Annotated in this window: 26 protein-coding genes; 5 read left to right on the forward strand and 21 right to left on the reverse strand. The window is 64.5% G+C overall.

The genetic code is table 11. From position 1 onward, the window contains the following. The first annotated feature begins 2 nt into the window (after positions 1–2). Positions 3–1151, forward strand: coding sequence for a galactonate dehydratase (gene dgoD, locus FJ988_RS02520; protein WP_140815158.1), 1149 nt, complete (start codon positions 3–5; stop codon positions 1149–1151). 27 nt (positions 1152–1178) lie between these two features. On the opposite strand, the gene FJ988_RS02525 is transcribed toward dgoD, so the two are convergent. Next, a complete protein-coding gene (locus FJ988_RS02525; RefSeq protein WP_140815159.1) occupies positions 1179–1838 on the reverse strand; it encodes a DUF2161 domain-containing phosphodiesterase in 660 nt (219 codons plus the stop codon). Positions 1839–2171: 333 nt separating this feature from the next. Between FJ988_RS02525 and FJ988_RS02530 the strand changes: the two genes are divergently transcribed. Next, positions 2172–3254, forward strand: a complete 1083-nt coding sequence (locus FJ988_RS02530) for an ATP-grasp fold amidoligase family protein (RefSeq protein WP_140815160.1) — start codon at positions 2172–2174, stop codon at positions 3252–3254. On the opposite strand, the gene FJ988_RS02535 is transcribed toward FJ988_RS02530, so the two are convergent. From FJ988_RS02535 to FJ988_RS02580, 10 genes are all read right to left on the reverse strand, one after another. Beyond that, a complete protein-coding gene (locus FJ988_RS02535; protein WP_140815161.1) occupies positions 3242–4519 on the reverse strand; it encodes an L-fuconate dehydratase in 1278 nt (425 codons plus the stop codon). The two genes, FJ988_RS02530 and FJ988_RS02535, sit on opposite strands and share 13 nt — an antisense overlap. A 45-nt stretch (positions 4520–4564) precedes the next feature. Beyond that, positions 4565–5296, reverse strand: a complete 732-nt coding sequence (locus FJ988_RS02540) for an SDR family oxidoreductase (protein WP_140815162.1) — start codon at positions 5294–5296, stop codon at positions 4565–4567. An 18-nt stretch (positions 5297–5314) separates the two neighbouring features. After that, the gene (locus FJ988_RS02545; protein WP_140815163.1) at positions 5315–5761 is read right to left on the reverse strand and encodes a MaoC/PaaZ C-terminal domain-containing protein; all 447 of its coding nucleotides are present in this window, start codon (positions 5759–5761) and stop codon (positions 5315–5317) included. Positions 5762–5769: 8 nt separating this feature from the next. After that, a complete protein-coding gene (locus FJ988_RS02550) occupies positions 5770–6843 on the reverse strand; it encodes a Gfo/Idh/MocA family protein (protein WP_140815164.1) in 1074 nt (357 codons plus the stop codon). After that, positions 6836–7165 (reverse strand): L-rhamnose mutarotase, encoded by a 330-nt coding sequence (locus FJ988_RS02555; protein ID WP_140815165.1) that lies wholly within the window; start codon positions 7163–7165, stop codon positions 6836–6838. The genes FJ988_RS02550 and FJ988_RS02555 overlap by 8 nt, the downstream gene beginning before the upstream one ends. 11 nt (positions 7166–7176) lie before the next feature. After that, on the reverse strand, positions 7177–8289 hold the full coding sequence (locus FJ988_RS02560; protein WP_140815166.1) for a mandelate racemase/muconate lactonizing enzyme family protein: 1113 nt from the start codon (positions 8287–8289) through the stop codon (positions 7177–7179). A 1-nt stretch (position 8290) separates the two neighbouring features. Continuing rightward, complete coding sequence (locus FJ988_RS02565; protein ID WP_140815167.1) at positions 8291–9388, reverse strand: ABC transporter ATP-binding protein; 1098 nt, start codon at positions 9386–9388, stop codon at positions 8291–8293. Positions 9389–9392: 4 nt separating this feature from the next. After that, positions 9393–10259 carry a carbohydrate ABC transporter permease gene (locus FJ988_RS02570; RefSeq protein WP_140815168.1) on the reverse strand — a complete coding sequence of 289 codons (867 nt, stop codon included), beginning with the start codon at positions 10257–10259 and terminating at the stop codon, positions 9393–9395. Between the two features lie 2 nt (positions 10260–10261). Beyond that, positions 10262–11158, reverse strand: coding sequence for a carbohydrate ABC transporter permease (locus FJ988_RS02575; RefSeq protein ID WP_140815169.1), 897 nt, complete (start codon positions 11156–11158; stop codon positions 10262–10264). Positions 11159–11297: 139 nt separating this feature from the next. After that, the gene (locus FJ988_RS02580; protein ID WP_140815170.1) at positions 11298–12614 is read right to left on the reverse strand and encodes a sugar ABC transporter substrate-binding protein; all 1317 of its coding nucleotides are present in this window, start codon (positions 12612–12614) and stop codon (positions 11298–11300) included. Positions 12615–12779: 165 nt separating this feature from the next. Between FJ988_RS02580 and FJ988_RS02585 the strand changes: the two genes are divergently transcribed. Both FJ988_RS02585 and FJ988_RS02590 read left to right on the forward strand, forming a co-directional pair. Next, positions 12780–13568, forward strand: a complete 789-nt coding sequence (locus tag FJ988_RS02585; RefSeq protein ID WP_140815171.1) for an IclR family transcriptional regulator — start codon at positions 12780–12782, stop codon at positions 13566–13568. Positions 13569–13632: 64 nt separating this feature from the next. After that, positions 13633–14472, forward strand: coding sequence for an amidohydrolase (locus FJ988_RS02590; RefSeq protein ID WP_140815172.1), 840 nt, complete (start codon positions 13633–13635; stop codon positions 14470–14472). Between the two features lie 33 nt (positions 14473–14505). Here FJ988_RS02590 and FJ988_RS02595 read toward each other — a convergent pair whose 3' ends face one another. From FJ988_RS02595 to FJ988_RS02640, 10 genes are all read right to left on the reverse strand, one after another. Next, positions 14506–14931, reverse strand: a complete 426-nt coding sequence (locus FJ988_RS02595) for a type II toxin-antitoxin system VapC family toxin (protein WP_140815173.1) — start codon at positions 14929–14931, stop codon at positions 14506–14508. Continuing rightward, a complete protein-coding gene (locus FJ988_RS02600) occupies positions 14931–15173 on the reverse strand; it encodes a type II toxin-antitoxin system Phd/YefM family antitoxin (RefSeq protein ID WP_140815174.1) in 243 nt (80 codons plus the stop codon). Before FJ988_RS02600 ends, FJ988_RS02595 begins: the two co-directional genes overlap by 1 nt. Before the next feature lie 99 nt (positions 15174–15272). Further along, positions 15273–16238 (reverse strand): ABC transporter permease, encoded by a 966-nt coding sequence (locus FJ988_RS02605; RefSeq protein ID WP_140815343.1) that lies wholly within the window; start codon positions 16236–16238, stop codon positions 15273–15275. Positions 16239–16243: 5 nt separating this feature from the next. Next, entirely contained in the window at positions 16244–17185 is a 942-nt protein-coding gene (locus tag FJ988_RS02610; protein WP_140815175.1) for an ABC transporter permease, read from the reverse strand. Further along, complete coding sequence (locus FJ988_RS02615) at positions 17182–17919, reverse strand: ATP-binding cassette domain-containing protein (protein WP_140815176.1); 738 nt, start codon at positions 17917–17919, stop codon at positions 17182–17184. Before FJ988_RS02615 ends, FJ988_RS02610 begins: the two co-directional genes overlap by 4 nt. Continuing rightward, a complete protein-coding gene (locus tag FJ988_RS02620) occupies positions 17912–18649 on the reverse strand; it encodes an ATP-binding cassette domain-containing protein (RefSeq protein ID WP_140815177.1) in 738 nt (245 codons plus the stop codon). Before FJ988_RS02620 ends, FJ988_RS02615 begins: the two co-directional genes overlap by 8 nt. A gap of 57 nt (positions 18650–18706) precedes the next feature. Further along, positions 18707–19891, reverse strand: a complete 1185-nt coding sequence (locus FJ988_RS02625; RefSeq protein ID WP_140815178.1) for a substrate-binding domain-containing protein — start codon at positions 19889–19891, stop codon at positions 18707–18709. A gap of 26 nt (positions 19892–19917) precedes the next feature. Next, the gene (locus FJ988_RS02630) at positions 19918–21045 is read right to left on the reverse strand and encodes an extracellular solute-binding protein (RefSeq protein ID WP_140815344.1); all 1128 of its coding nucleotides are present in this window, start codon (positions 21043–21045) and stop codon (positions 19918–19920) included. A gap of 14 nt (positions 21046–21059) precedes the next feature. Then, a complete protein-coding gene (locus tag FJ988_RS02635) occupies positions 21060–22172 on the reverse strand; it encodes a CaiB/BaiF CoA transferase family protein (protein WP_407067708.1) in 1113 nt (370 codons plus the stop codon). Between the two features lie 51 nt (positions 22173–22223). Continuing rightward, positions 22224–22775 carry a MaoC family dehydratase gene (locus tag FJ988_RS02640; RefSeq protein ID WP_140815180.1) on the reverse strand — a complete coding sequence of 184 codons (552 nt, stop codon included), beginning with the start codon at positions 22773–22775 and terminating at the stop codon, positions 22224–22226. 202 nt (positions 22776–22977) lie between these two features. On the opposite strand from FJ988_RS02640, the gene FJ988_RS02645 reads away from it, so the two are divergent. Next, positions 22978–24090, forward strand: a complete 1113-nt coding sequence (locus tag FJ988_RS02645; RefSeq protein WP_140815181.1) for a lactonase family protein — start codon at positions 22978–22980, stop codon at positions 24088–24090. Positions 24091–24092: the final 2 nt, after the last annotated feature.

Here is a 24092-nt window from a genome sequence, read left to right on the forward strand (position 1 = left end):
GCATGAAGATCACCGCCCTCACCACCTATGTCGTGCCGCCACGCTGGCTGTTCCTCAAGATCGAGACCGATGCCGGCATAACCGGCTGGGGCGAGCCGGTGATCGAGGGCAAGGCGCTGACGGTCGAGGCGGCGGTCAAGGAACTGGCGGACTATCTGATCGGCAAGGATCCGCGGCTGATCGAAGACCATTGGACGGTGATGTATCGCGGCGGCTTCTACCGCGGCGGGCCGATCCTGATGAGCGCGATCGCCGGCATCGATCAGGCGCTGTGGGACATCAAGGGCAAGGCGCTCGGCGTGCCGGTGCATGAGCTGCTCGGCGGCAAGCTGCGCGATACCATCAGAGTTTATTCCTGGATCGGCGGCGACCGGCCGGCGGAAGTCGCCGCCGGCGCAAAAGATGTCGTGGCGCGCGGCTTCACGGCGCTGAAGATGAACGGCACCGAGGAGCTGCAGATCATCGACAGCCACGACAAGATCGACGCAGCCGTCGAGCGCGTCGCCATGGTACGCGAGGCCGTCGGCGCCAATATCGGCATCGCCGTCGACTTCCACGGCCGCGTGCACCGGCCGATGGCGCGCATCCTGGTCAAGGAACTGGAGCCCTACCGGCTGATGTTCATCGAGGAGCCGGTGCTGAGCGAAAACCGCGAGGCGCTGAAGGAGATCGCAGCACTCGGCTCGACGCCGATCGCGCTCGGCGAGCGGCTCTACAGCCGCTGGGACTTCAAATCGGTGTTCGAAGAGGCCGTCGTCGACATCATCCAGCCGGATCTGTCGCATGCCGGCGGCATCACCGAATGCCGCAAGATCGCGGCGATGGCGGAGGCCTATGACGTGGCGGTGGCGCCGCACTGCCCGCTCGGGCCGATCGCGCTCGCCGCCTGCCTGCAGCTCGACGCCGTCAGCTACAATTGCTTCATCCAGGAGCAGAGCCTGGGCATCCACTACAACGCCGCCAACGACCTGCTCGACTACGCCGCCAACAAGGATGTGTTCCGCTATCAGGAAGGCTACGTCGCCATTCCCGATGGCCCGGGCCTCGGCGTCGAGATCGACGAGGACTATGTCAAGGAGCGCGCCAAAGAAGGACATCGCTGGCGCAACCCGATCTGGCGCCACAAGGACGGTTCGTTTGCGGAGTGGTAAGCCGGCGAATTTTTGCGGCGCTATAGTCTATAGGGCCACCGCTGCGGGGGAGACGGCGGCAAGGCCGGCTTCGGTCAGCGCATAGATGCCGCGCTCGGCGCGGGCGAACCAGCCATAGTAATTGTTCTGCAGGATGCTCGCCGCGCGTGGCGAAAGCTCCTTGAGATCGCGCGGCCGCTTCGGCCCGTCGGCCATGGCTGTGGCGCAGGCCAGCGCCTCCTGCCGGTAAGCGGTCATGATCGGCTTCTTGCGCGTGCTGCCACCGATCGACGGGTCCCCTTTGCGGCGGTGGTGCTCCTCGACCAGGCGCGAACGCCGCCGCGGATCGCGGCGCGGCGGCAAGGCGGCCGGGCTGAGCAGCAGCTCGACCTCACCCTTCTTGCCGACACCCAGCAGGCCGAAGCCGAGGCGGCGGCAAAGCGCACGAAAACGGCGGTCATGCTCGCGGCCTTTTCCCCGCGCCGACATCAACGCGGCGAGCCAGACCTCGTCGCAGGCGGCGGCGCGATCGACAGCCTGCAGGACGAGCTCGAGATTGAACTGCAATTTCAGCTCGCAAATGACGACAACCGGCGGCTCGCCGTCGCGCAGGCCGACAACATCGCAGCCGCCGATCTCGCCCTTGACGGCGAAATCCATGCTCTCGAGGAACCGCTTCACCGGTTCGTAGAGGGAGGTTTCCTGCATGAGGAAGGCATAGCCGATTCGGAGACGGCCGGCCCATCCCAACAATCCAGGTGGGATCTGCCCGGGCTATTTCCGCTTGCGCAGCGACGCCTGGTAGACCTGCAGCGACAGAAGGCGGCCGGTCGGAATCGAAGGCTCCGTCATGGGTCAAGCGCATTCGAATCTGATTGAGATATTGCCGGCGAATCCGTAAGGTTTCGCCGACACAGGCCTTTCCACGCAATCGGGCATAGTCGTAGGCTTTAGATTGAACGAGGCCGCGAAAAGCCGGCGAAAGACTAAGTCGAGTCGATCCTGAGCGGCCAATGGATTTGCCGGGGGGCAAAACGTCCGATGACAGCCAAGGCCGGCATTACAGCGCGTCAGCGAGCGGTGCTGGCACTTGCCCGCGTTTTCCTGACGGCCCGCCACCCGATGCTCGTTATCCGGTTCTTCAGGCGGCTCGGCTACCTGCCCGACCCGGCGGCGCCGACGCGCTACCACGAGCGAATGCTGTGGCGCAAAATCGTCGATCACAACCCGCTGTTCGTGACGCTCTCGGACAAGCTTGCCGCCAAGGACTACATCCGCGATGTCTGCCCGGAGGTGGGCTCGGCGCGGACGCTCTGGTCCGGCCGCGATCCCGACGACATCCCGCAGGATCTGCTGAACGGCAATGTGGTGGTGAAGACCAATCACGGCTGCGACATGAACATCTTCGTCGCCGGCGGGCAGCCCGGCCGTGACGCGATCGTACGCAAGACGAAGCGATGGCTGAAGCGGCGCTTCGGCACGCGCTACGGCGAATGGGCCTATTGGCTGATCGAGCGCAAGGTCTTTGTCGAGGAGATGCTGCCGCTCAGCGGCGGCAGGATCGCCACGGAGATCAAGGTGCAGGTCTGCAGCGGCGTGGTCTGCCATGTGCGCGCGGAGGACAAGAAGGCGCTACGCTCACGCCTGTTCGACCCGCAGGGCAATCCGCTGCCGGGACGCGACCTCGACTATCCGCGCGAAGACCAGGCATTGGAGGTCACTCCGCGCCTGACAGAGTACATCCGTCGAGCAGCCGAGATCGCGCCGCGTATCGCCGGCGATCTCGACTATGCCCGCATCGATTTCCTGGTGACCGACGAACAACTCTATGCCGGCGAGATCACTGTCTATACGGCGGCCGGCTATGCGGTGTGGAGCAACCCGGTGATCATGGCCGATATCGAGCGGCGTTGGCGGCTCGATCAGTCGCATTATCTTAAGAGCCCGCACCGGGGCATCGCGCGTGTCTATGCCGACGCGCTACGCGCCAAATTGAAGAGTGATGCGCAAATCGCCGATGCGATGGGCCAAACGACGCTTCGGCCAGACGAGACGCCGACCGCAGCCTTGGACACTCTTTCCCGAACAATATCCTATCTCAGCACATCAGATCAGCCGCGATAGAGGTAGTCCTCGATCGACTGAGCCTTCATCTCGATCGAGAAGCCGGGTGCTGCCGGCGGCATGTAGGCTGCTTCGCTTATTACGCAGGGCTCCAGAAAATGCTCGTGCAGGTGATCGACATATTCGACGACGCGGCCGTCCTTGGTGCCTGAGACCGCGACATAGTCGATCATCGACAAATGCTGGACATATTCGCACAGGCCGACGCCGCCGGCATGCGGCCAGACCGGCAGGCCGAATTTGGCGGCGATCAAGAGCACCGCCAGCACCTCGTTCAGCCCGCCCATGCGGCAGGAATCGATCTGCACGACGTCGATGGCGCCGCCAGCGATGAACTGCTTGAACATGATGCGGTTCTGGCACATCTCGCCGGTGGCGACCTTGATCGGCGCCACCGCCTTGCGGATTTTTGTGTGGCCGGCGACATCGTCGGGGCTGGTCGGCTCCTCGATGAAGAACGGCTTGGCGAAGGCGAGGTCCTTCAGCCAGTCGATCGCCTGGTCGACCTCCCAGACCTGGTTGGCGTCGATCATCAGGTAGCGGTCCGGGCCGATCACCTCGCGGGCGATCCGCAAACGGCGGATGTCGTCGGCCCGGTCGCGCCCGACCTTCAGCTTGATGTGGTTGAAGCCATCGTCGACCGCTTCCTGGCAAAGGCGCCTCAGCTTGTCGTCGGGGTAGCCGAGCCAACCGGCCGACGTTGTGTAGCAGGCATAGCCCTCGCGCTCGAGCGCGGCGATACGCTCGGCCCTGCCTGCTTCGGCCTTTTTCAGGATCGCCAGCGCCTCGGCCGGGGTGATGGCATCGGTGAGGTAGCGGAAGTCGACGATCCTGACGATCTCTTCCGGGCTCATCTCGGCTACAAGGCGCCAGACCGGCTTGCCGGCTTCCTTTGCCCACAGATCCCAGACCGCATTGACCACCGCGCCGACCGCAAGATGCATGGCGCCCTTGTCCGGCCCGATCCAGCGCAACTGGCTGTCGCCGGTCATGTGACGCCAGAAGCGGCCGGGATCCTGTTTGACCCAGTCGAGATCCAGCCCGACGACGAGATGGCGCAGCGCCTCGATCGCCGCGCAGCAGATCTCGTTGCCGCGGCCGATGGTAAAGGTGAGGCCATGACCTTTCAGCGACGGCACATCGGTGTCGAGGGTGACATAGGCGGCGGAATAATCCGGGTCCGGATTCATCGCGTCCGAGCCGTCGAGACTTTGCGACGTCGGGAAGCGCAAATCGAAGGTTCTGAGGTCCGTGATCTTGGTCATTCTTTGCCTCGTAACTGGATTGCTGCCCGCCCTATCGTAACGGCCTCAGATCGACCAGCCGCCGTCGATGTTGTAAGCCTGCCCTGTCGTGTAGGTGGCGCCAGCCAGGTAGACCGCGAGATCGGCGATCTCCTCGGCCGTGCCCAGCCTGCCCATAGGCTGGCGGGCGATGAAAGCGGCGCGGGCGGTCTCATAGTCGCCCTGCGCGCGCATGCGGCTTTCCAGCGACGGGCTTTCCACCGTGCCGGGGCAGATGGCGTTGCAGCGTATGCCTTTGGCGACATAGTCGGCGGCGATCGATTTGGTCAGGCCGATGACCGCCGCCTTGGTGACGCCGTAAGCAAAGCGGTTCGGCACGCCCTTGGGCGCGCCGGCCACCGAGGACATGTTGATGATCGAGCCGTCGCCGCGCTCCAGCATCCCGGGCAGCACGGCGCGGATGGTGCGGATCATGGCCCGCACGTTGAGATTGATGGCGAAGTCGAGGTCTTCGTCCTTCATCTCCAGGATGGAACCCGCATGGACGAAACCGGCACAGTTGAACAGGACGTCCACGCGGCCGATCTCGGCGAAACCGGCCTTCACCGCTTCGTCGTTCAGCACGTCGAGTTTTCGCGTCGTGATGCCGGGCGTCTTGCCGAGTTCGGCCAGGGCCGCCTCGTTGACGTCGGTGGCATGGACGGTGGCGCCGGCCCTGGCGAAAGCCAAAGCGCTGGCCCGACCGATGCCTTGCGCGGCCGCCGTGACGACCACGACCTTGCCTGTGATGTCCGACATGTTTTTGTCTCCTTAGTTTCAGCCGGGCTTTCGCTCGACGATGTAGATGTGGTCGGCCGCCAGCACGACCTCGTCGCGCTGGTTGAGAACTTCGAGGCGCTCGATGACGCGGCCCGATCCCGGCCGCTTCGGATCGTCTTCCTTGGCGGCGATGGTGGTGCGCGTGCGGATCGTGTCGCCGATGAAGACCGGCTTGATGAAACGCAGCCGGTCATAGCCATAGGAGAAGGCGACCGGATTGATAACGCTCGCCGTCAGGCCGACGCCGACCGAAAACACCAGCGTGCCATGCGCGATGCGCTTGCCGAAGGGCGTCGTCTTCATGAACTCGGCGTCCATATGATGCGGGAAGAAATCGCCGGTGTGGCCGGCATGGACGACGAAATCGGTTTCGGTGATGGTGCGGCCGCTGGTAAGACGCGACGAACCGATCTCATAGTCCTCGAAATAGGTGATCTGTTCCATGTTCCGCCCTACGGCTTTGCGGCGAGCGGCGTCGCCGGCGCCGCGCTCGACTTATACGCGGCCTCGACCAGCGCCATGGTGTGCCAGGCATCCTCGACGGAGCTGACCAGCTCGGTATCCTCGCCGGCGGCGAAGCGCTGGATATTGGCCATGCGGCCGACAAAGGCATCGGGGAACCACTCGCCGGCGAGCGGCACGGCGACCCAGTCCGAGCCGCCCTTGGGATGGATTTCCAATATGTCGGGCTCGCCGCGCGGATAGTCGAGGTTGAGGCCGAGCTTGACGTAAGCCGCGCCCTCGGTGCCGCAGATGCGGAACTCGCAGGCCTGATAGCGGCGACCGAATTTGTGATCGTGATTGATCGACAGACCGCAGCGGACGGTGTCGCCATAGTCGAGGATGGCGCTGGTGCGGGTCTGCGCGACCTTGTGGTTGGGGTGGCCGAGCGTCTTGGCGTGGACGCCGAGCGGATTGCCGAGAAGCTGGCGGATCAGGTCGAGATAGTGGATCGAATGCATGGCAATCTCCACGCGCGGCGCCTTGAGCAGGAATTCCCAGAGCTGCCATGGCGTGTCGAGCGCGAGCAACGCGTCGAAGTCGACGACCTCGCCCAGCCATCCGCGGGCGATGGCGTCCTTCAGCGCCAGCATCATCGGCGCGAAACGGAGCTGGAAATTGACCGCGGCCTTGAGCTGCTTGGCGCGGCAGATTTCGAGGATTTCGGTTGCCTCGCCGAGATAGTTGCCCATCGGCTTCTGGATCAGCGCCACCGCGCCGTCCGGCAGCACCTTCAGCACCTCGGCGTGCCGGCCTGGCGGAGTCGCCAGATCGAAGATGGCGTCCTGCACCGCCGCTGCTTCCGCGACCGAGCGGAACGCCGTCACGCCCCAAGTCTCGGCTAGTTTCTGCGCCTTGGCCTGATCCGGATCATAGAGGCCGGCAACCGGAAATCCAGCCTTCTTGTAGGCAGGGAAATGCGCGTCGCCGACGATCGAGCCGGCGCCAAAGGTAACGATCGGGCGCGGCTTCGAAGGCTTCGGCCAGGCCTGCGCCAGCGATGCCGGATCGAAGGCATCAGTCATGGTGGAAGACCTCGTCCATCGACGCCCACCACTCGCCTTGCTTGCGGGTCTCCAGCGGCTCCTGGCAGGGCATGCAGACCGACCACCATTCCTGAGTCTTCGGGTCGGCCGCCATCTTGGCCATGTCGGCGGCGTAGTCGCTGCCGTGATACTCGAAATAGGAGAACAGGAGGTTTTCCGGGCGCTTCAGGTAGATCGAATAATTCTTGATATTGCAGGCCGAGATCATGGTGAGCACGTCCGGCCAGACGGCGGCATGCAGGCGGACATATTCCTCGACCTTCTCGGGCTTCAATCCGAGCACCATGCCCATACGCTGCATTTCCGCCTCTCCTATCCCGTTATCGCCGTGGTAAATTCGGCGATGCTTCTGGCCTTCACGGCGTCCCAATCCCAATCGATGCCGATGCCCGGCTCGCTTGGGGCGATCGCATGGCCGTCCTCGATGCGCATCTTCTTACCCGTCAGATCGTCGAGTTGGGGAATATATTCGACATACTTGCCGTTCTGGATGGCGCAGGTGAGGCTGACATGCAGTTCCATCAGGAAATGCGGGCAGACCGGCATGTCGAAGGCCTCGGCCGCATGCGCCACTTTCAACCAGGGGGTGATGCCGCCGATGCGGCCGACATCGACCTGGACGATGTTGCAGCCGCCTTTTTGCATGTATTCTCGGAAATGCCGGATCGAATAGAGCGACTCGCCGATGGCGATCGGCGTCGCGGTCGAGTTCGACAGCCGCACATGGCCGTCGATGTCGTCGGCGGGCAGTGGCTCCTCGATCCAGGCGAGGTCGAGCTCGCGCAGCCGCTCGGCGCGGCGGACTGCCTCGTCGACGGAAAAGCCCTGGTTGCAGTCGGTCATGATCTCATAGTCGTCGCCGACCGCCTTGCGCACCGCCGATAGGCGAGCGACGTCTTCCGAGCCATGCGGCTTGCCAATCTTCACCTTCGAGCCCGTGAAACCCTTCGCCTTGGCGGCTAAAGCGTCATCGACAAGCGCTGCCGTCTCGATATGCAGCCAGCCGCCCTCGGTGGTGTAGAGCGGGCAGCGGTCCTTGGCACCGCCGGCGAGCTTCCAGAGCGGCAGGTTCTGCTTCCGCGCCCGCAGGTCCCAAAGTGCTGTGTCGATCGCGGCCAGCGCGATCGCGGTGATGGCGCCGATGGTGGTGGCGTGGGTGGCGAATTCGAGATCGTGCCAGATCGCCTCGATCTGGTCGGCGTCGCGGCCGATCAGGCGCGGCGCGAGATGGTCGGCGAGAAGCCGCATCACCGAGGAGCCGCCGGTGCCGATCGTGTAGCTGTAGCCTGTGCCCGTCGCGCCGTCGGCATCGGTGATGGTGACGATCGGCGTCTCCTGGCTGACGAAACTCTGGATAGCGTCGGTGCGCTTCACCTTCGGCACCAGATCGACCATGCGCAGTTCGATTTTTTCGATCTTGGCCATGTCAGTTCCTCAACGACTTGCCGGTTTCAGCGGAAAACAGATGGGCGCGGGAAAGATCGAAGCTCATGCCGATCCTGTCGCCGGCCTTCAGCGGCTTCGGGTTGAGCATGCGCGACACCCAGTCGGTGCCGTTGAACTCGGCGAAGACCAAGGTCTCGTTGCCGAGCGGCTCGGTGATGCTGACCGGCAATTCGACGCGGTGGACTTCCGTTTCACCGCCAGAGCTCAGGCCATGGCCGGTGGGATAGAAATCGTCCGGGCGGATGCCGAACACGACCTTGTCGCCGGTTGATGTCCTCGACTTGAACTGTCCGGGCAGCGGCAGGCTGTCGCCGGCGCTGAAGACCAGCCTGCCGTCGCTCACCGTCGCCTCGTGCAAATTCATCGGCGGCGAGCCGATGAAGCCGGCGACGAAGCGGGTGGCGGGGCGGCTGAACACCTCGTCCGGCGTGCCGACCTGCTCGATATAGCCTGAGCGCATGATGACGATGCGGTCGGCAAGCGTCATCGCCTCGACCTGGTCGTGGGTGACGTAGATGACCGTCGACTTCACCTTGGCGTGCAGCTTCTTGATCTCGGTGCGCATCTGCGTGCGGAGCTTGGCGTCGAGGTTGGAGAGCGGCTCATCGAACAGGAAGACATCGGGATCGCGCACGATGGCGCGGCCCATGGCGACGCGCTGGCGCTGGCCGCCGGAAAGCTGCGAGGGCCGGCGTTCGAGCAATTCGTCAAGGCCGAGGATGGCGGAGGCTTCGGCAACGCGCCGGTCCATCTCGTCCTTGGTGGCGCCCGCGATCTTCAGCGAGAAGCCGAGGTTTTCGCGCACCGTCATATGCGGATAGAGCGCGTAGGACTGGAACACCATCGAGATGTTGCGCGAGCGCGGCGGCAGGTCGTTGACCTTGCGGCCGCCGATGTCGATCTCGCCGCCGCTGATGTCTTCCAGCCCCGCGATCATGCGTAAGGTCGTCGACTTGCCGCAGCCCGAAGGGCCGACCAGCGCGATGAACTCGCGGTCGGCGATCTCCAGATCGATGCCGTGCACGATCTCCATGTTGCCGTAGCGCTTGGTGAGGTTTTTCAGCGAAACCGTTGCCATGAAGTCAACCTTTCACCGCGCCGGAGGTGAGACCACCGACGAGGTGTTTCTGGACGATGTAGGTGAGGGTCAGCGCCGGGATGATCATCACCACGGCCAGCGCGCACATGCCGCGCCAGTCGATGGTGAACTCGGCCGTGTAGTCGAGCAGGCCGACCGGCAGCGTCTTGGAGTTGACGGAACGGGTGAGCTGCGAGGCCAGCGCGAACTCGTTCCAGCAGGTGAGGAAAGCGAAGATCGCGGCCGAGGCGATGCCGGGACGCGCCAGCGGGAACTCGACCTGCCAGAAGGCCTGCCAGCGCGTGCAGCCGTCGATCTGGGCGGCTTCGGCAAGGTCCTTCGGCACCTGGCGGAAGAAGCCGTCGATCAGCCAGATGGTGAAGGGCACGTTAAGCGCTACATAGGCGAGGATCATGCCGATATGGGTGTCGATGATGCCGAGGCGCACATAGAGGAAGAACAAGGGCAGCGAGAGCGCGATGCCGGGCACGGTGCGGGTCAGCATCAGGCCGAGGAACATTCCCGACTTGCCGCGAAAGCGGTAGCGCGCGAAGGCGTAGCCGCCGGCCATGCCGATGGCCACCGCGATCACCGTCGAGGTGACCGAGATGATCAGCGAATTGCGGAAATAATCGAGCACCGGGATGCCGCCCTTGCCGATGCCGCTGAACATGGCGATGTAGGCATCGAGCGACACCTCCTGCGGGATCCAAACCGGCGGCTTGGCCATGATCTCGACCGTCGGCCTGAGCGACGACAGCACGATCCAGATGCCCGGCAGGCAGATGACCAGCATGGCCAGGAACAGGCCGACGCTGTGCGCGACGGTCAGCGCGCGGCGGGTGAGGCGGGCGGAGGCGTTCTCGTCCATCCTCACCACTCCGCGCCGATCTGCGCGCGCGCCGCGGCGAGCTTGTTGTAGAAATAGACGGTAAAGGCGATCGACAGCAGGATCGAGAAATAGGCCATGGCGTTGGCCAGGCCCATGCGGGCATCGCTGTAGGCGGTGCGGCCGACCAGCGTCCACAACAGCTCGGTGCGGCCGGCCGGGCCGCCATCGGTCATGATCTTGACGATGTCATAGGCGCGCGCGACGTCGAGCGAGCGGATCGTCATGGCGATGTAGGCGAAGGGCATGACGAAGGGCCATGTGACATAGCGAAAAGTTTGCCAGGGCGTGCAGCCGTCGACCCGCGCCGCCTCGATCGGCTCCTTGGGCATAGCGAGCAGGCCAGCCAGGATCAGGATGGCGAAGATCGAGGTCGACGACCAGATCTCGGCGATGGCGATGGCGATGAAGGCGAGATGGCCTTCGATCAGCCACGGAATGGCGTCCTGCGTGATGCCCAGCGACTGCAGCGCGTTGTTCACCAGGCCGATATTGTCGTTGAACATGAATTTGAACTGGAAGCCGACCAGGATCGGCGAGAACATCATCGGGAACATCATCAGCGTGCGCAGGATGCGCTGGCCGCGCGTCGCTTTCTCGACCAGCATCGCCAGACCCAAGCCAAGCAGCATTTCGAGATTGAGCGCGATGGTAAGCAGCAGAACAGTGCGGCCGAAGGCCCACCAGAAATCGGCATTGGACAGGATCGACAGATAGTTCCTGAAGCCGACGAAGACGTAGAACGTCTCCGGCCGCGTCAGCCGGAAGGGCGTGAAACTGGAATAAAGCGACAGGATCAGCGGCAGCACCACGACAGCCGCCAGCACGACGATGGCCGGAAGCAGCAGCAGGAACGGCGCGGATGGCTTGAAGCCCTTCATCGGGATCCTGTGAGGTTTTGCATTCGAGTTCGGGCCGCTCGCTCACGCAGCCCAGCCCGGAACGGAAGCCCGGTCCGCGCCAGCGAGGCGCGATCGCCTCCCCCATTCACGATGGGGGAGGCAGGCTTGGGAGCGCCGGTTAGAGCTTGCCGGCGTCCTGGAGGATCTGCGTCGCCTTGGCGGCGGCGTCATCGAGCGCCTGCTTCGAGGTCTTGTCGCCGAGGATCGCCGATTGCAGCTCGGGATAGACGGCGTTCGAGATCTCGATCCACTCAGGCGTCTGCGGCACGGCGAAGGCGTGCTTGGCTTCCTCCTGGAAGGCAGCGAGAACCTCCTTCTTGTACGGGTCGTTCTCGGCCTGCTTCAGGTCCCAGTCCCAGACGGCGGTGCGGGTCGGCAGCGGGCCGGCGGCGGCTTCGAGCTTCTGGCTGTCCTCGTTGGTCAGCCACCAGACGAGCGAAGCGGCGGCCTCCTTGTTCGGGCAGTTCTCGGTGACCGAGAAGCCGTGGAAACCGGACCAGCCGGTGCGCTTGCCCGACGAACCCTTGGGCGCGACCTTGACACCGACATTGCCGGCGACCTTCGACGATTTCGGATCGTTGAAGAACCCGGCCCAGCCCGGCCAATCGAGGTTGATCGCCACGGTGCCCGAGGCAAAGCCCTGGCCGAGATCGTCCCACAGATAGTTGGTGGTGCCGGCCGGTACGGCCTTGGCCTTGTAGAGGTTGACGAACCAGTCGAGCGCCCGGATGCCGGCCTCGGAATTGAAGACGGGCTTGCCGTCCTTGTCGAGATATTCGCCGCCCTCGGCGACCACCATCTCATAGAAGCGGCCGTTGATCGCCTCTTCTTTGCCGGCGAACTGGGTGCCGTAGAAATTCGGCGGATTGGCGAAGAACTCGGCCTGGTCGGTGACTTCCTTCCAGGTGTCCGGCGGGGCAAGGTCGTAGCCGTATTTGGCCTTGAACTTGGTCTTGTTGTCCGCGTTCTCGTAGAGGCTCTTCTGGTAGTAGAGCGCCGAGACGTCGAACTGCGCGCGCGGCAGCATTTCCAGCTTGCCGTCGATGGTTGCGGCCTTGATGGTCGACGGCACGAAGGCGTCGATCTCTTCCTTCGGCAGCAATTTGCTGAGGTCGGTGTAGAGGCCGGTGTATTGTGGCGCGAAGGACGAATGGTTCCAGCCGACGCACCAATTGGTGCTGCCCGAGGCGATGTCGGACTTGAGCTCCTTGTCGATATCGAAGCCGTTCTTCTTGGTCAGGATGTTGACCTTGGCGCCGGTCGCTTTCTCCCATTCTGGAATGCGCTCGTAGAGCTTCTCATATTGCTGGCCGCCGATCAGCTTCACGTCGATCGTCACGCCCGGAAATTTGCCGGGCAGATCGGCCGAAAACGCCGTGCCGCTCATGAGCAGGCCGGCCAAGCCCGCGGAAATGCCACTAAGCAGTCTCGTCATGTTCTCCTCCCAACGGCTCACGGCGACGGCCGGCCGGATGCGCAGCCGATCGCCTAAGCTTCATTCATATGCAAATAGCATTTTCATTCCCGGGTCAAGGCGATTGTGCTTCCCGCGGAACGGAGTTCATGCATATATGCAGATCGAAATTCACTGGAGGGGTTAGTGACAGAGGAAGAAGACGGCGATCGCTACCGCGCGCCGGCGCTGGACAAGGGGCTGGACATTCTCGAATTGCTGTCCGGCGTCGACGGCGGACTGACGCAGGCCGAGATCGCCAAGCGGCTCGACCGCAGCCCGAACGAGTTCTACCGCATGCTCGACCGCCTGGTGCGGCGCGGCTACGTCACCAAGATCGACGGCGACCGCTACTCGCTGACGCTCAAGCTGTTCGGGCTGGCGCAATTGCACGCGCCCGTGCGCCGGCTCGTCTCCTACGCGACGCCGATCATGCGCGAACTGGCCGAGACCTCATGGCAAGCCAATCAACTGGTCGTGTTCGACCGGGGCGCCGCCGTGGTTATCGCCCAGCAGGAGGCGCCGCGCTACTGGGGCATCTCGATCCGCGTCGGCTCGCATATCAGCCTGTTCGACACCGGCTCCGGCCATGTGCTGCTCGCCTTCCGCTCGCCGGAAGAGCGCAAGATGATGATCGCCGAGCATCTGCAGAGCACGGAAGAGCTCAATCTGACGCCGGAATTCTTCGCCCGCCTCGACCAAGTTAGAGATCGCGGCTACGAGATGATGGCCTCGCTGCAGACGGCCGGGGTCTACAATCTTTCGACGCCGGTATTGGGGCCCGACGGCAGGGCCATCGCCGCGCTCACCATCCCCTATATCACGCTGGTCAATGCGCCCACGGCGCCGGATATCACACTGACGATTCGGCATCTGCAAAGCGCCGCGGCGAGGCTCTCGCAGCTCGCCGGGTCGGATGTGCCGCAATCGTCGTAATTTCTTATTTGAATAATGGATTTTTAGGCGAGATAGTGCGGACGGCTACTGAGGAGACGCCGCCATGATCATCGACACCCATCTGCACCTCATCGACCAGGCCGCGTTGCGCTATCCGTGGCTGGCCGGCGTGCCGGCGTTGAACCGCGATTTCTCCTACGAGGAATACGCCGCCGACGCGCTGCGCTCCGGCATCGAGGCCGTTCTGCATATGGAGGTCGATGTCGACGCCGCCGACATCGCCGCCGAGACCGCCTATGTAAAGTCGCTGGCCGGCAAGGCGGGCAGCCTGCTCAAGGGCGCGATCGCGTCCTGCCGGCCGGAAGAGGCAGGTTTCGAGGCCTATCTGGAGACGATCAAGGCCGAGCCGTTCGTCAAGGGTTTCAGGCGCGTGCTGCACGTGGTGCCCGACGATCTCTCGGAAGGCGCGCTGTTTCGCCAGAACATCAAGCGGCTGGCCGGCACCGGGCTGACCTTCGACCTGGTCGTGCTGCCGCACCAGATCCCGAAGGCCATCGCGCTGGCCGACCTCGCGCCGGACGTGCAGTTCGTCCTCGACCATTGCGGCGTACCCGACATCAAGGCCAATGCCGAGCATCCCTGGCGCGAGCATATGGAAGCCATCGCCAGACGGCCGAACATCACGGCCAAGATTTCCGGCGTCGTCGCCTATGCCGATCCGGCGACGTGGACGGTGGAGACGCTCAGGCCCTATGTCGAACACACGATCCGCTGCTTCGGCTGGGACCGGGTGATCTGGGGCAGCGACTGGCCGGTCTGCACGCTGGGGGGCGGGCTGACGACCTGGATCGCCGCCACCCATGCGCTGCTCGCCGGCGCGAGCGAGTCGGAGAGGACGCGGCTGCTCTCGGGCAACGCGCGCCGGCTCTGGCGGCTTGACTAGGTTGTAAAGAAACTCGCCTGCAAACTAGTCGCTTTACGCGAGCATTTGCGCCGGCACACCGAGTTCTGGTCCGGCGTCGGCGAGTCGCTGATCAAGCGTATATAGCGTGGCGCCATGCTCCGATGCGATGGCGAGATGCAGCGCGTCCCCTGCTCGAAGCCCGAGATCGTGCCGATCAGCAAACTTCGCTGCCGCCCGGAATTGCCCGCCCGTCACGCCGAGGACGGTAAAGCTCTCTGCGGCCAGCCTATTGAACATCGCGAGCCCCGCGGCACGCTGCTCCAGGCTGATTTGTCCAGTGCGTAGCTTGATCGCCATGGCGGACGACATCTCGGTGACGGTCCAGTCGCTAATGAGAAGCTGCGTCGGCTCCTGTTCCGTCAGCCAAGCCTGCACACGCGGCGTCATCGCTTCGTTGGTCAGCGCCGCGACGACGAGCGACGTATCGAGGTAAAGCATCAGTACCGGTCGCCATCACGCATCGACCGCACGAGGTCGGCGGCGCTCTGGGGCTGGGTGGGCATCGCCGCCGTCAAGGAGCGAAGCAGCGCCAAATCTATTGGTTTGCGTGGCTTGGCCACAGCGGTAAGTCGCGCGACCGGCTTACCGCGGCGGGTGATGTCGATCGAATCGCCCGCCTCGACCCGATCGACCAGTTCGCTGAGGTGAGCCTTGGCATCCGCCAGATTGATCGCATTCATGTCATACTCCTGACCATGTAGATAGTCATATAACATATTCGGCTTGACGATTCCAGAACGACGCTCCTGTGCGGTCAGCTGAGCAGATAGCCGCTCAAGCTAGATCGTCGCCCTAACGTGCCGCTCGCGGCCGTAGAGCGAGACCAGGAGCAGCATGACCAGTCCGAGCGCGGCCTGCACTGTTGAGGGCCGAAAACCCAAGCCGATCAGCAGCGTGTTGATTTCCGTCAGCACCAGGACGCCGGCGATGGTGCCGAGATAGCTGCCGCGCCCGCCGACCAGCGCCGCGCCGCCGACGACGACGGCAGCGATCGTCTGGAACAGATAGGGCTGGCCGACATCGCCATAGGCCGAGCCGGTGAAGCCGAGCAAAAGCACGCCGGCGACTGCGGCGAAGAAGGCGCTGGCCGCATAAGTCACGACCCACATGCGAAGCGGATCGATCAGCGCCAGGGGTGCAGCTTCCGGGTTGCTGCCGACTGCGTAGAGCCGGCGCCCGTAAGGCGTGCGGGCAAGCACCAGCACGATAAGTGCCGTCAGAACGACGAGACATGGCACCAGCAGCGGCACGGGCAAGGGGCCAACGGAGCCGCCGATCGAGACGAAGCTGGACACCGCCTCCGGCGCCGAGCCCGACGGAAAGCCGCCGGTCCACAACAGCACGGCGCCCTGCACGATCATGCCGATGCCGAGCGTGACGATCAGCGGATGGATGTTCAGCCCACGCGAGATCAGCCCGTTCAGCGCACCGATGGCGAGGGCAAGTATACCGACCAGGATACAGACCAGGACAAAACTCCAGCCCTGGCCATAGAGCTGCGCCGCCACGACATTGGCAAAGCCGATGACGAAGGGGATGGAAAGGTCGATGCCGCCGAGGATGACGACCAACGTCTGGCCGATCGAGGCCACCGCCAGCAGCGAGGCGATGACCAGCAGCGCACGGATGGCGAAGGGCGCCGAATAGCCGGGGATGAGAAGCGTGCCGATGAGTTGCAGAAGCAGCGCCATGGCGAAGGCGCCGGCGATACGGGCGTTGGTGGACTGGAACCAGTTGCCGATCATCCCGGTCACCCTTTCTGCGCCGCAAGCCGTTCCTGCACCGCCGTCAGCACGACGGCGACGACGAGGATCAGGCCATAGGCGATCTGCAGCACATAGGTTGAGACGTTGAAGGTGGTGAGCAGGCTCTGCAGCAGGAAGATGTCGATGGCACCGATGGCGGCGCCACCAAGCCCGCCGCGGCCGCCGGCAAGGCTGACGCCGCCGAGCGCCACGGCGGCGATCGCGATCAGCGTGTATGTCGGGCCGATGTTGGGATCGGCCGAACCGATCAGCGAGGTAAGCATCAGCCCGGCCGCGGCGGCGAAGAGACCGGTCAGGACATAGGCGATGAGCCGCACCTTGGTGACCGGTACGCCGGCGGAGTAGGCGGCGCGGTCGTCGCTGCCGACCGCCATCAGCAGGTCGTAGTAGGGTGTGCGGCGGATTAGGAGCCAGCACAAGGCAATCAGCGCCAGCGGCACGATCGACAGCGGGCCGGACATGGCCTTCAGCCAATCCGGCGCCGGACCGATCGGCGCCGGCAGGATGGTGAGCGTGATGCCGGTCAGGATGAGATAGGTGCCGAGCGTCGCCACTATCGGCTGGATGCGCACGATGGTCGCCAGCACGCCGTTGGCGGCGCCGACCGCCGCGCCAACCAGCAGGGCCGCCGGAACGATGATCCATGGCGAGGACATGCCGAGATTGAGGAACAGCACCTGGATGACCAAAGCGTTGACGAAACCCATCAGCGGGCCAACGGATATGTCGATGCCGCCGCGCCCGGCCAAGATCACCGGCGCGGAGGCGATCGCCGCTCCGATCAGCGGTGCGGCCAACCCGAGCAGCGTGCCCCATCCCGAGGGCTGAAAGCGCGCCGGATTGAGCGCGACGTTGAGGACCAACAGGACGACCAGCATCACCACGGCAAAGCCGACGCCGCTGAGCTTGCGAAGCACTCGGCTCATGCGGCGCGTCCGAACATGGCGGCGATCACGGCGTCGGCGGTCATTTCCGCGCCCGAGAACTCGGCCGACACACGCTGCTCGCGGAACACCAGCACGCGGTGGCAGAGAAGCAATATCTCCTCGATCTCGCTGGACAGGATCACCAGGGCCATGCCCTCGGCGGCAAGGCCGCGGAAGACATCGTAGAGGACGTGGCGCGTTGCCACGTCGACGCCGCGCGTCGGATCGTTGAGCAAAAGGAAGCTGGGCTCCAGCGCAAGGGCCCGGGCGAGCAGCACCTTCTGCTGGTTGCCGCCGGACAGCGTGGTGATGGCCGCATCGGGACGCGGCGCGACGATGCTGAGTTTCTGCCTGTAGGCCTCATAGCGGCGGCGCCGCGCCGCGAAGCTCAAGAAGCCGAAGCGGCGATCGCTCGACACGGTGGAGATGGCGAAATTGTCGAGCACCGACTGGGTCGGGAAAATGCCGGTCGCACGCCGGTCGCGCGGCAGATAGGCGATGCCGCCGGCGACGGCCTTGCGGAAGCTGGTGATCGATCCCGCTTTTCCGTCGACGGCGATCTCGCCGGCCACCGGTCTATCGAGTCCGGCGAGCGCGCGCAAAAAACGTTCCTGGCCATGGCCGTCGAGCCCGGCAAGGCCGACGATCTCGCCCGGCGCGATGGTCTGGCTGATCGGATCGGTCCCGGGCGCGATGACGAGGTCGCGAACTCGCAACGCATTTGCCTCAGCCATGCGCGAGCTCCGCCGCCGTTTGCGGCGCCATAGCCGCCAGAAGCTCGGCCGGCGTCGAGGCGCCGCGCTCTTCGGTCTTCACCACGCGGCCGGCGCGCAGGATGGATATGCGGTCGGACAAGGCCATCACCTCGTCCATGCGGTGCGTGATGAACAGGATCAGCGTGCCAGATCCGGCCATGGCGCGCATCAGCGCGAAAACGGACTCGCGATCGGCAAAGTCGAGCGCCGCCGTCACCTCGTCGAGGATCAGGACACGCGGGTTGCGGATGACGGCGCGGGCGAGCACGACGAGCTGGCGCGCAGCAAGCGGCAGCTCGCCGCAAGGCCGGTCGAGATCGATCGGTGTCACCGCGAAGCGGCCAAGTGCGGCTTGCGCCCGGGCGCGGCGCTCGCCGCGCGGCACGCCCCGTCGCCAGAGTCCGTCGAGGCCGAGCAGGATGTTGTCGGTCACCGAACGGTCGGGCGCGACCAGCACTTCCTGGAAAACGGTGGCGAAGCCGGCAGCCTGGAAGGCGGCGGGCTGGGTGCCGGAAAACGCCTTGCCATCGAGCAGGATCGTGCCGCCATCCGGCTGCACGATGCCGGACAACAGCTTCACCAGCGTGCTCTTGCCCGAGCCGTTCTCGCCGAGGATCGTATGGATCGTGCCGGGACGGAAGGCGATCGACGCCTCCGCCAGCGCGACCGTCTCGCCATAGCGTTTCGACACGCCTTGGACTTCGAGCATATCTCTTTCCGAAAATGAAGAAGCCGGCCCTTCAAGAAGCGCCGGCTTCGCAAAAAATCACTTGGCGCAGGCGTCGGGCACCTTGGAGTAATCCCAGCCCTTGGTCGGCGCCGGATTGCTGAAATAGGCGTCGAGCACGTTTTCGGGCATCGGGTCCGTCGGCGGCACCGGGAAGACCGAGACGGCATCCGGCGTCATGCAGTCCTTGTACCATTTGTCGAGTTCGGCGGCGTGGACCGGCGGGATCGGGATCAAGAGCGTGTTGAGCTTCGGCTTCTGGCCGTCGAGCATGCGCTCGCCGACACGGAACAAGGTCTGCGCCGTCCAGCCCGGCAGCACGGCATGGCCCTCGAAGCGGTACTTGTCCGGATTGGCCTTCCAGTAGCCCAGAGCATCGCCGGTGATCGAGCCGGTGATGAGCGGCACCGGCCGCCCGGCTTCGGCAAAGGCCTCGGCGACGACGCGGCTTTCGCTGCCGGTCGTCCAGACAGCGTCGATCGGCGCCGGATTGGTGGCGATCGCCTGCAGCACCACCGTTTTAGTGACGTTGGCGGTCCAGTTGCCGTTGACGGTGCGCGCGACCTTGAGGCCGGTGTTCTCGGCAAGCGCCTTGTCGGCGCCCTGCTTTTCCTGGACGACGATCGGATGCCCGGCGATGCCTTCGACCACCAGCACGCTCGAGTCGGCCTTTGCCTTGCCGATCGCCGTCATCATGTCATAGCCCCAGCGGGCATAGTTGGAATCGACATTGATGGCGTTGGGGCTGGTGATCGAGCCCGCCGCCGTGACGAAGGGAATGCCCGCCTTGGCGGCTGCGTCCACCGCATCGTCAAGCGCCGTCGCCGAGCCGGGGATCGAGGTGATGATCGAGCACTTCTTGTCGATGAAGGCGCGTATCTGATTGATCTGCTGGCTTGGATCGTTGTTCGAATCCGACACCTCGAAGCTCGACACGGTGCCGTCGGCGATCAGCCCGTCGACCAGCCGCTTCAATTCCTTGGTGACCGACACGCGCCATGGATTGCCCTGGTAGCTTTCCGAGTGGCACCATTTCCACGGCTTGGGCGGCGGCGTGAAATTGTCCCAGGCCGACGGCAGCACTTTTTGCGGCGCGCCGTCATATTGGGCCTGGAGGTCGGCGGGCAGGCTGTCGATCACCGATTTGACGTCCGCGGCATGGGCGGCGAGCGGGGTCGAGACTAAGGCGGTTGCGGCGAGCAGGCCGCGTATCAAGCTGGTCATTTTTTCCTCCCTTTGGTTGCAGTGAACTAGCCGGCGGCGGCCGGCGCGAAACTCTCCCGGAACAGGCGATTGATGTCGGCGACGACCTGGCGGACGTGGTGCCTGCCGGCCAGACCTTCGTTGATGCGGTCGGAAGCCCGCTGCTGGAACGCCATGTAGCCGTCGTGGCGCGGGCGGACCCAGGCGCCTTCGAGCGTCGCACGCGTGTCGCTGTAGAAATTGCCGGTCGAGGCGTTGACGGCGTCATCCTCCCAGGCCGCCGAATGGCCGGGCTGGCCGCCGGCGGCGGCGTAAGGGCCGCGCTGGACCTCGCCGCTAGCGATCCAGTAGGCGAAGTCGATCGCCGCCTGGCGCTCACTCGAAAGGGCGGACACGGCAATGCCGGTACCGCCGAGCGCCGAGCCGACCGGGGCGCTGCCGCCGACGACCGGCATGTCGGCAAAGGCCAGACGGTGCGGCCGAAAACCCACCACCGCGTAGGGGACATAGCCGTAGATCAGCGGTGCGCAGGCGATGCGCGAGCCGGATTCCGCCATCCTTTCGAACACCGCTATCGGATCCATCGTCAGGCATGCCGGATCGACCAATGCCGCGATCTCGCTCAGCATCTCGAAGGCGGTTTCGCCGATCTGGCCATCGACAAGGTCGGCCGACCCGTCGACCGTGCAGGGCCGGCCGAGATCGGCTGCAAGCGTGTAGAAGCACATCAGGGAGTGCGGCGGCCTGAGCGGCAGGAGCACGCGGCCCTGCTCGGCAAGCGCCAGAACTTCGGTCCAGATTCTTGGCGCGGCCTCGATCAGATCGGGCCGCCAGGCCTGCACCTGGGTGGCCGCATCGATCGGGAAGGCCCATTGCCGGCCCTGCCAATTGTAGCTCGGATAGGATTTGCCGACGCTTCCCTTGGACAGCGCGTCGCGTTCCGCCTCGCGTCCCGGCACGTCGAGCGGCGCCAGGCATTTTTCGGCGGTGATCTGGCCGACATGCGGATGGTCGATGACGATCAGATCATAGGCGCGGGCGAGTTCTTCCACCGGAAAGGACTCGAAATCCTGCAGCGAGCGTTTTTCCCATTCGATCGCGACACCGGTCTTTTCCTTCCAAAGCGCCGAGCAGACCACCATCGGGTCGTAGCCGCGCGGATGGCTCCAGGTCATGCCTTTCAACCGGATCACAGGCCGAACTCCGCGCGGATCTTTGCGCTGTGCTCGCCGATGCGGGGCGCTGCGCGATCGACTTTTGCGCGCGCGCCGTCGACGCGCAGCGGCGAGCGGGTGGTGAGGATCGAGACATTGTCCTCGCGCGCCACCGTCTGCAGCATGTCGAGCGTCTTGAAGCCGTCGCTTTCCATCATCTGCGGCCAGGTCAGCACCTTGGCGCACCAGACATCCGCCGGCTCGAGGACGGCCAACCATTCGTCGATGGTTTTTTCCGCGATGCGTGTCGCGATGATCGCCTTGATCTCGTCGCGGGCGGTCAACCAGGTCGCCGGCTTGTCGCGGAACGGATCGAGCGCGGGCAATTCGAGCAGGTCGGCGAGTTTCGGGATCGGCGTCATGGCTATCGCCAGATAGCCGTCCTTCGCCGGATAAACGCCGTAGGGCGCCGACAGATAGGCATGCGCGCTGCGGAAAGAGGAGCGCTTGGGCAGGCGGCGACCATCATTCAAATGCGTGGTCAGCACCTCGAACTGGAAGTCGACCAGCGCTTCGAGCAGGCTGGTTTCGACATGGCCGCCTTCGCCTGTGATGCCGCGCCGCACCAGTTTGGCGAGGATACCTTGCGCGCTGGCCGCGCCCGCCAGCATGTCGGCAATAGCCAGGCCGAACGGCACCGGCCCCTGCTCCTCGTCGCCGTTCAGCCACATGACGCCGGAGCGCGCCTGCGCCAGCAGATCCTGCCCCGGCCTTTTGACCCAGGGGCCTTCCTCGCCATAGCCGCTGATCGAGGCATAGACGAGCCGGGGATTGAGCGTCCTGACATGCTCATAGTCGAGGCCGAGCCGCTCGATGACGCCCGGCCGGAAATTCTGGATCAGCACGTCCGCCTTGGCGATCAGGCCGCGCAGCGCGGCAAGATCGGCCTCGTTCTTGAGATCGATGGCAAGGCTCTCCTTGCCGCGGTTGATGGCGTGGAAGATGGTGGAATCGCCGCCGATCTCGGTGTCGCTCAGGTAGAGCCGGCGCGACAGGTCGCCGCCGTCGGGACGCTCGATCTTAATGACGCGCGCGCCGAGGTCGAGCAGGCGCAGCGAACAATAGGGACCGGACAGGAACTGGCTCATGTCGATGACGACGAGCCCGGTCAGCGGGAGTTCTTTATCAGCGGCCACGGTTCACTTCTCGGTCTTGCCGACGAAATCGGCCGGGTTCTTGTATTTCACCGTCTGCAGGTGCTCGCAGTAGAGCACCAGCTCTCCTTCACCCTTGAAGACTTCATAGCTGGCGCGGATCAGGCCCATGTCCTTGTAACGCGGCTTTTTGTCGAGGTTGGTGCGGATCGAATAGATGGTGTCGCCGATGAAGACCGGCTTGATGAAGCGGAGCTTGTCGTAGCCATAGGAAAAAGCGTTGACGCAGTTGGTGGCGACGAGGCCGAGCCCGGCCGAAAAGACGAAGGCGCCAGCCACCAGCCGCTTGCCGAAAATGCCTTCCCGCTCGGCGAACATCTGGTCCTGCACGTAAGGGTGGATATCCAGCACTAGAGCGTTGAAAGCGTGGCTTTCGCCCTCCGCGATGGTGCGGCGAAGCGAGCGGATTTTGTGGCCGGGCTGCCAATCCTCGTAGAACCAGTTTTCCGCATTCCAGACCGGGATATCGGCATGCGCTTCCGGCATGTCGGCCGGATGCGTCGAGGCGACACCGACAGTCGGCGAGAATGCGCTCATGCCGCGCTCCGAGAGGTTCCGGCGCGGCCTGCAAGGCACTCACGGACACGATGCCGGATGGCGAGATGCATATTCGCTTTCCTCCCGTCGATTTTCTTTTGTGAATAATATTTTCACATATGGGATTGCCATGCAAGCGATGATCGGCGAAATTTTTGACCTCGGCAGCGTGGAGGCAGGCCGGCCCATGGGAGGAATATCGATGCAGAGCGCCTGTCTGGTCTTTGTCGGCAGCCTCAATCGCGAGGCGCCCTATTTCCAGGGCGCGCGCGGCGTCGGCCTCGGCGTCTACGCCTTCGACGAGGCGACGCCGGCGGTTGAAAAACTTGCCGAGACCAACGAGGTCGACAATCCGACCTTCCTGTCGGTGACGCCGGACGGCGCGCGCCTCTATGCCAATTCCGAAGTCTTCGCCTGGCGCGAGGGCACGATCTCGGCCTACAGCTTCGACCGCGCCAGCAATGCGCTCGCCTATATCAACAAGCAGCCATCGCTCGGCAGCATCACCGCGCACAACACCATCACCCGCGACGGCAGCAAGCTTTTGGTGGCCAATTACGGCATGGGCAGCGGCGGCCCGGACAAAGCGGTCGCCGTCTTCGGCTTCAATGCCGATGGCGGCCTGACCGCGCCACTGGCCAGCGTGGCACATTCCGGCACCGGCCCAAATGCCGAGCGGCAGGAACGCTCGCATGCGCACAGCGTCACCGAGACCATCCAGGGCGGCATCGCGATCGTCGCCGATCTCGGTATCGACCAGTTGGTTTCCTACCGGATCGAGGCCGGCGGAAGTCTGACGAAGCTCGCCGCTTCCGCGCTCGCGCCCGGCGCCGGTCCACGCCATGTCGCGCTGCATCCGAGCGGCCGCTTCGTCTTCGTCATGAACGAGCTCGACTCGACGGTGGTGTCTCTGGCGCTGGACCCGTCTTCGGGTCGGCTAGAGTTGATCGACACCAAGCCGGCAGTGCCCGAAGCGGCACGCGCGCATAATCACTGCGCCGACATCCAGATCTCGCCCGACGGCCGCTTCCTCTACGGCTCCAACCGCGGCCATGACAGCGTCGCCATTTTCGCCGTCGACCAGCAATCGGGAAAGCTCGACCTGGTCGACTTCACGCCCTGTGGCGGCGCCACACCGCGCAACCTGGCGCTGACGCCATCCGGCCGGCATTTGTTTTCAGCCAACCAGAATGCCGACCGCATCTCGATCTTCGGCCGCGACGAAGCGAGCGGGCGGCTGACGGATACGGGACGAGCCATCGACATCGGAACGCCGATGTGCGTGCGGATCACGCCGGACCTGCTTCGATCCTAGAG

The organism is Mesorhizobium sp. CU3 (assembly GCF_006442965.1).
GTDB lineage: Bacteria > Pseudomonadota > Alphaproteobacteria > Rhizobiales > Rhizobiaceae > Mesorhizobium.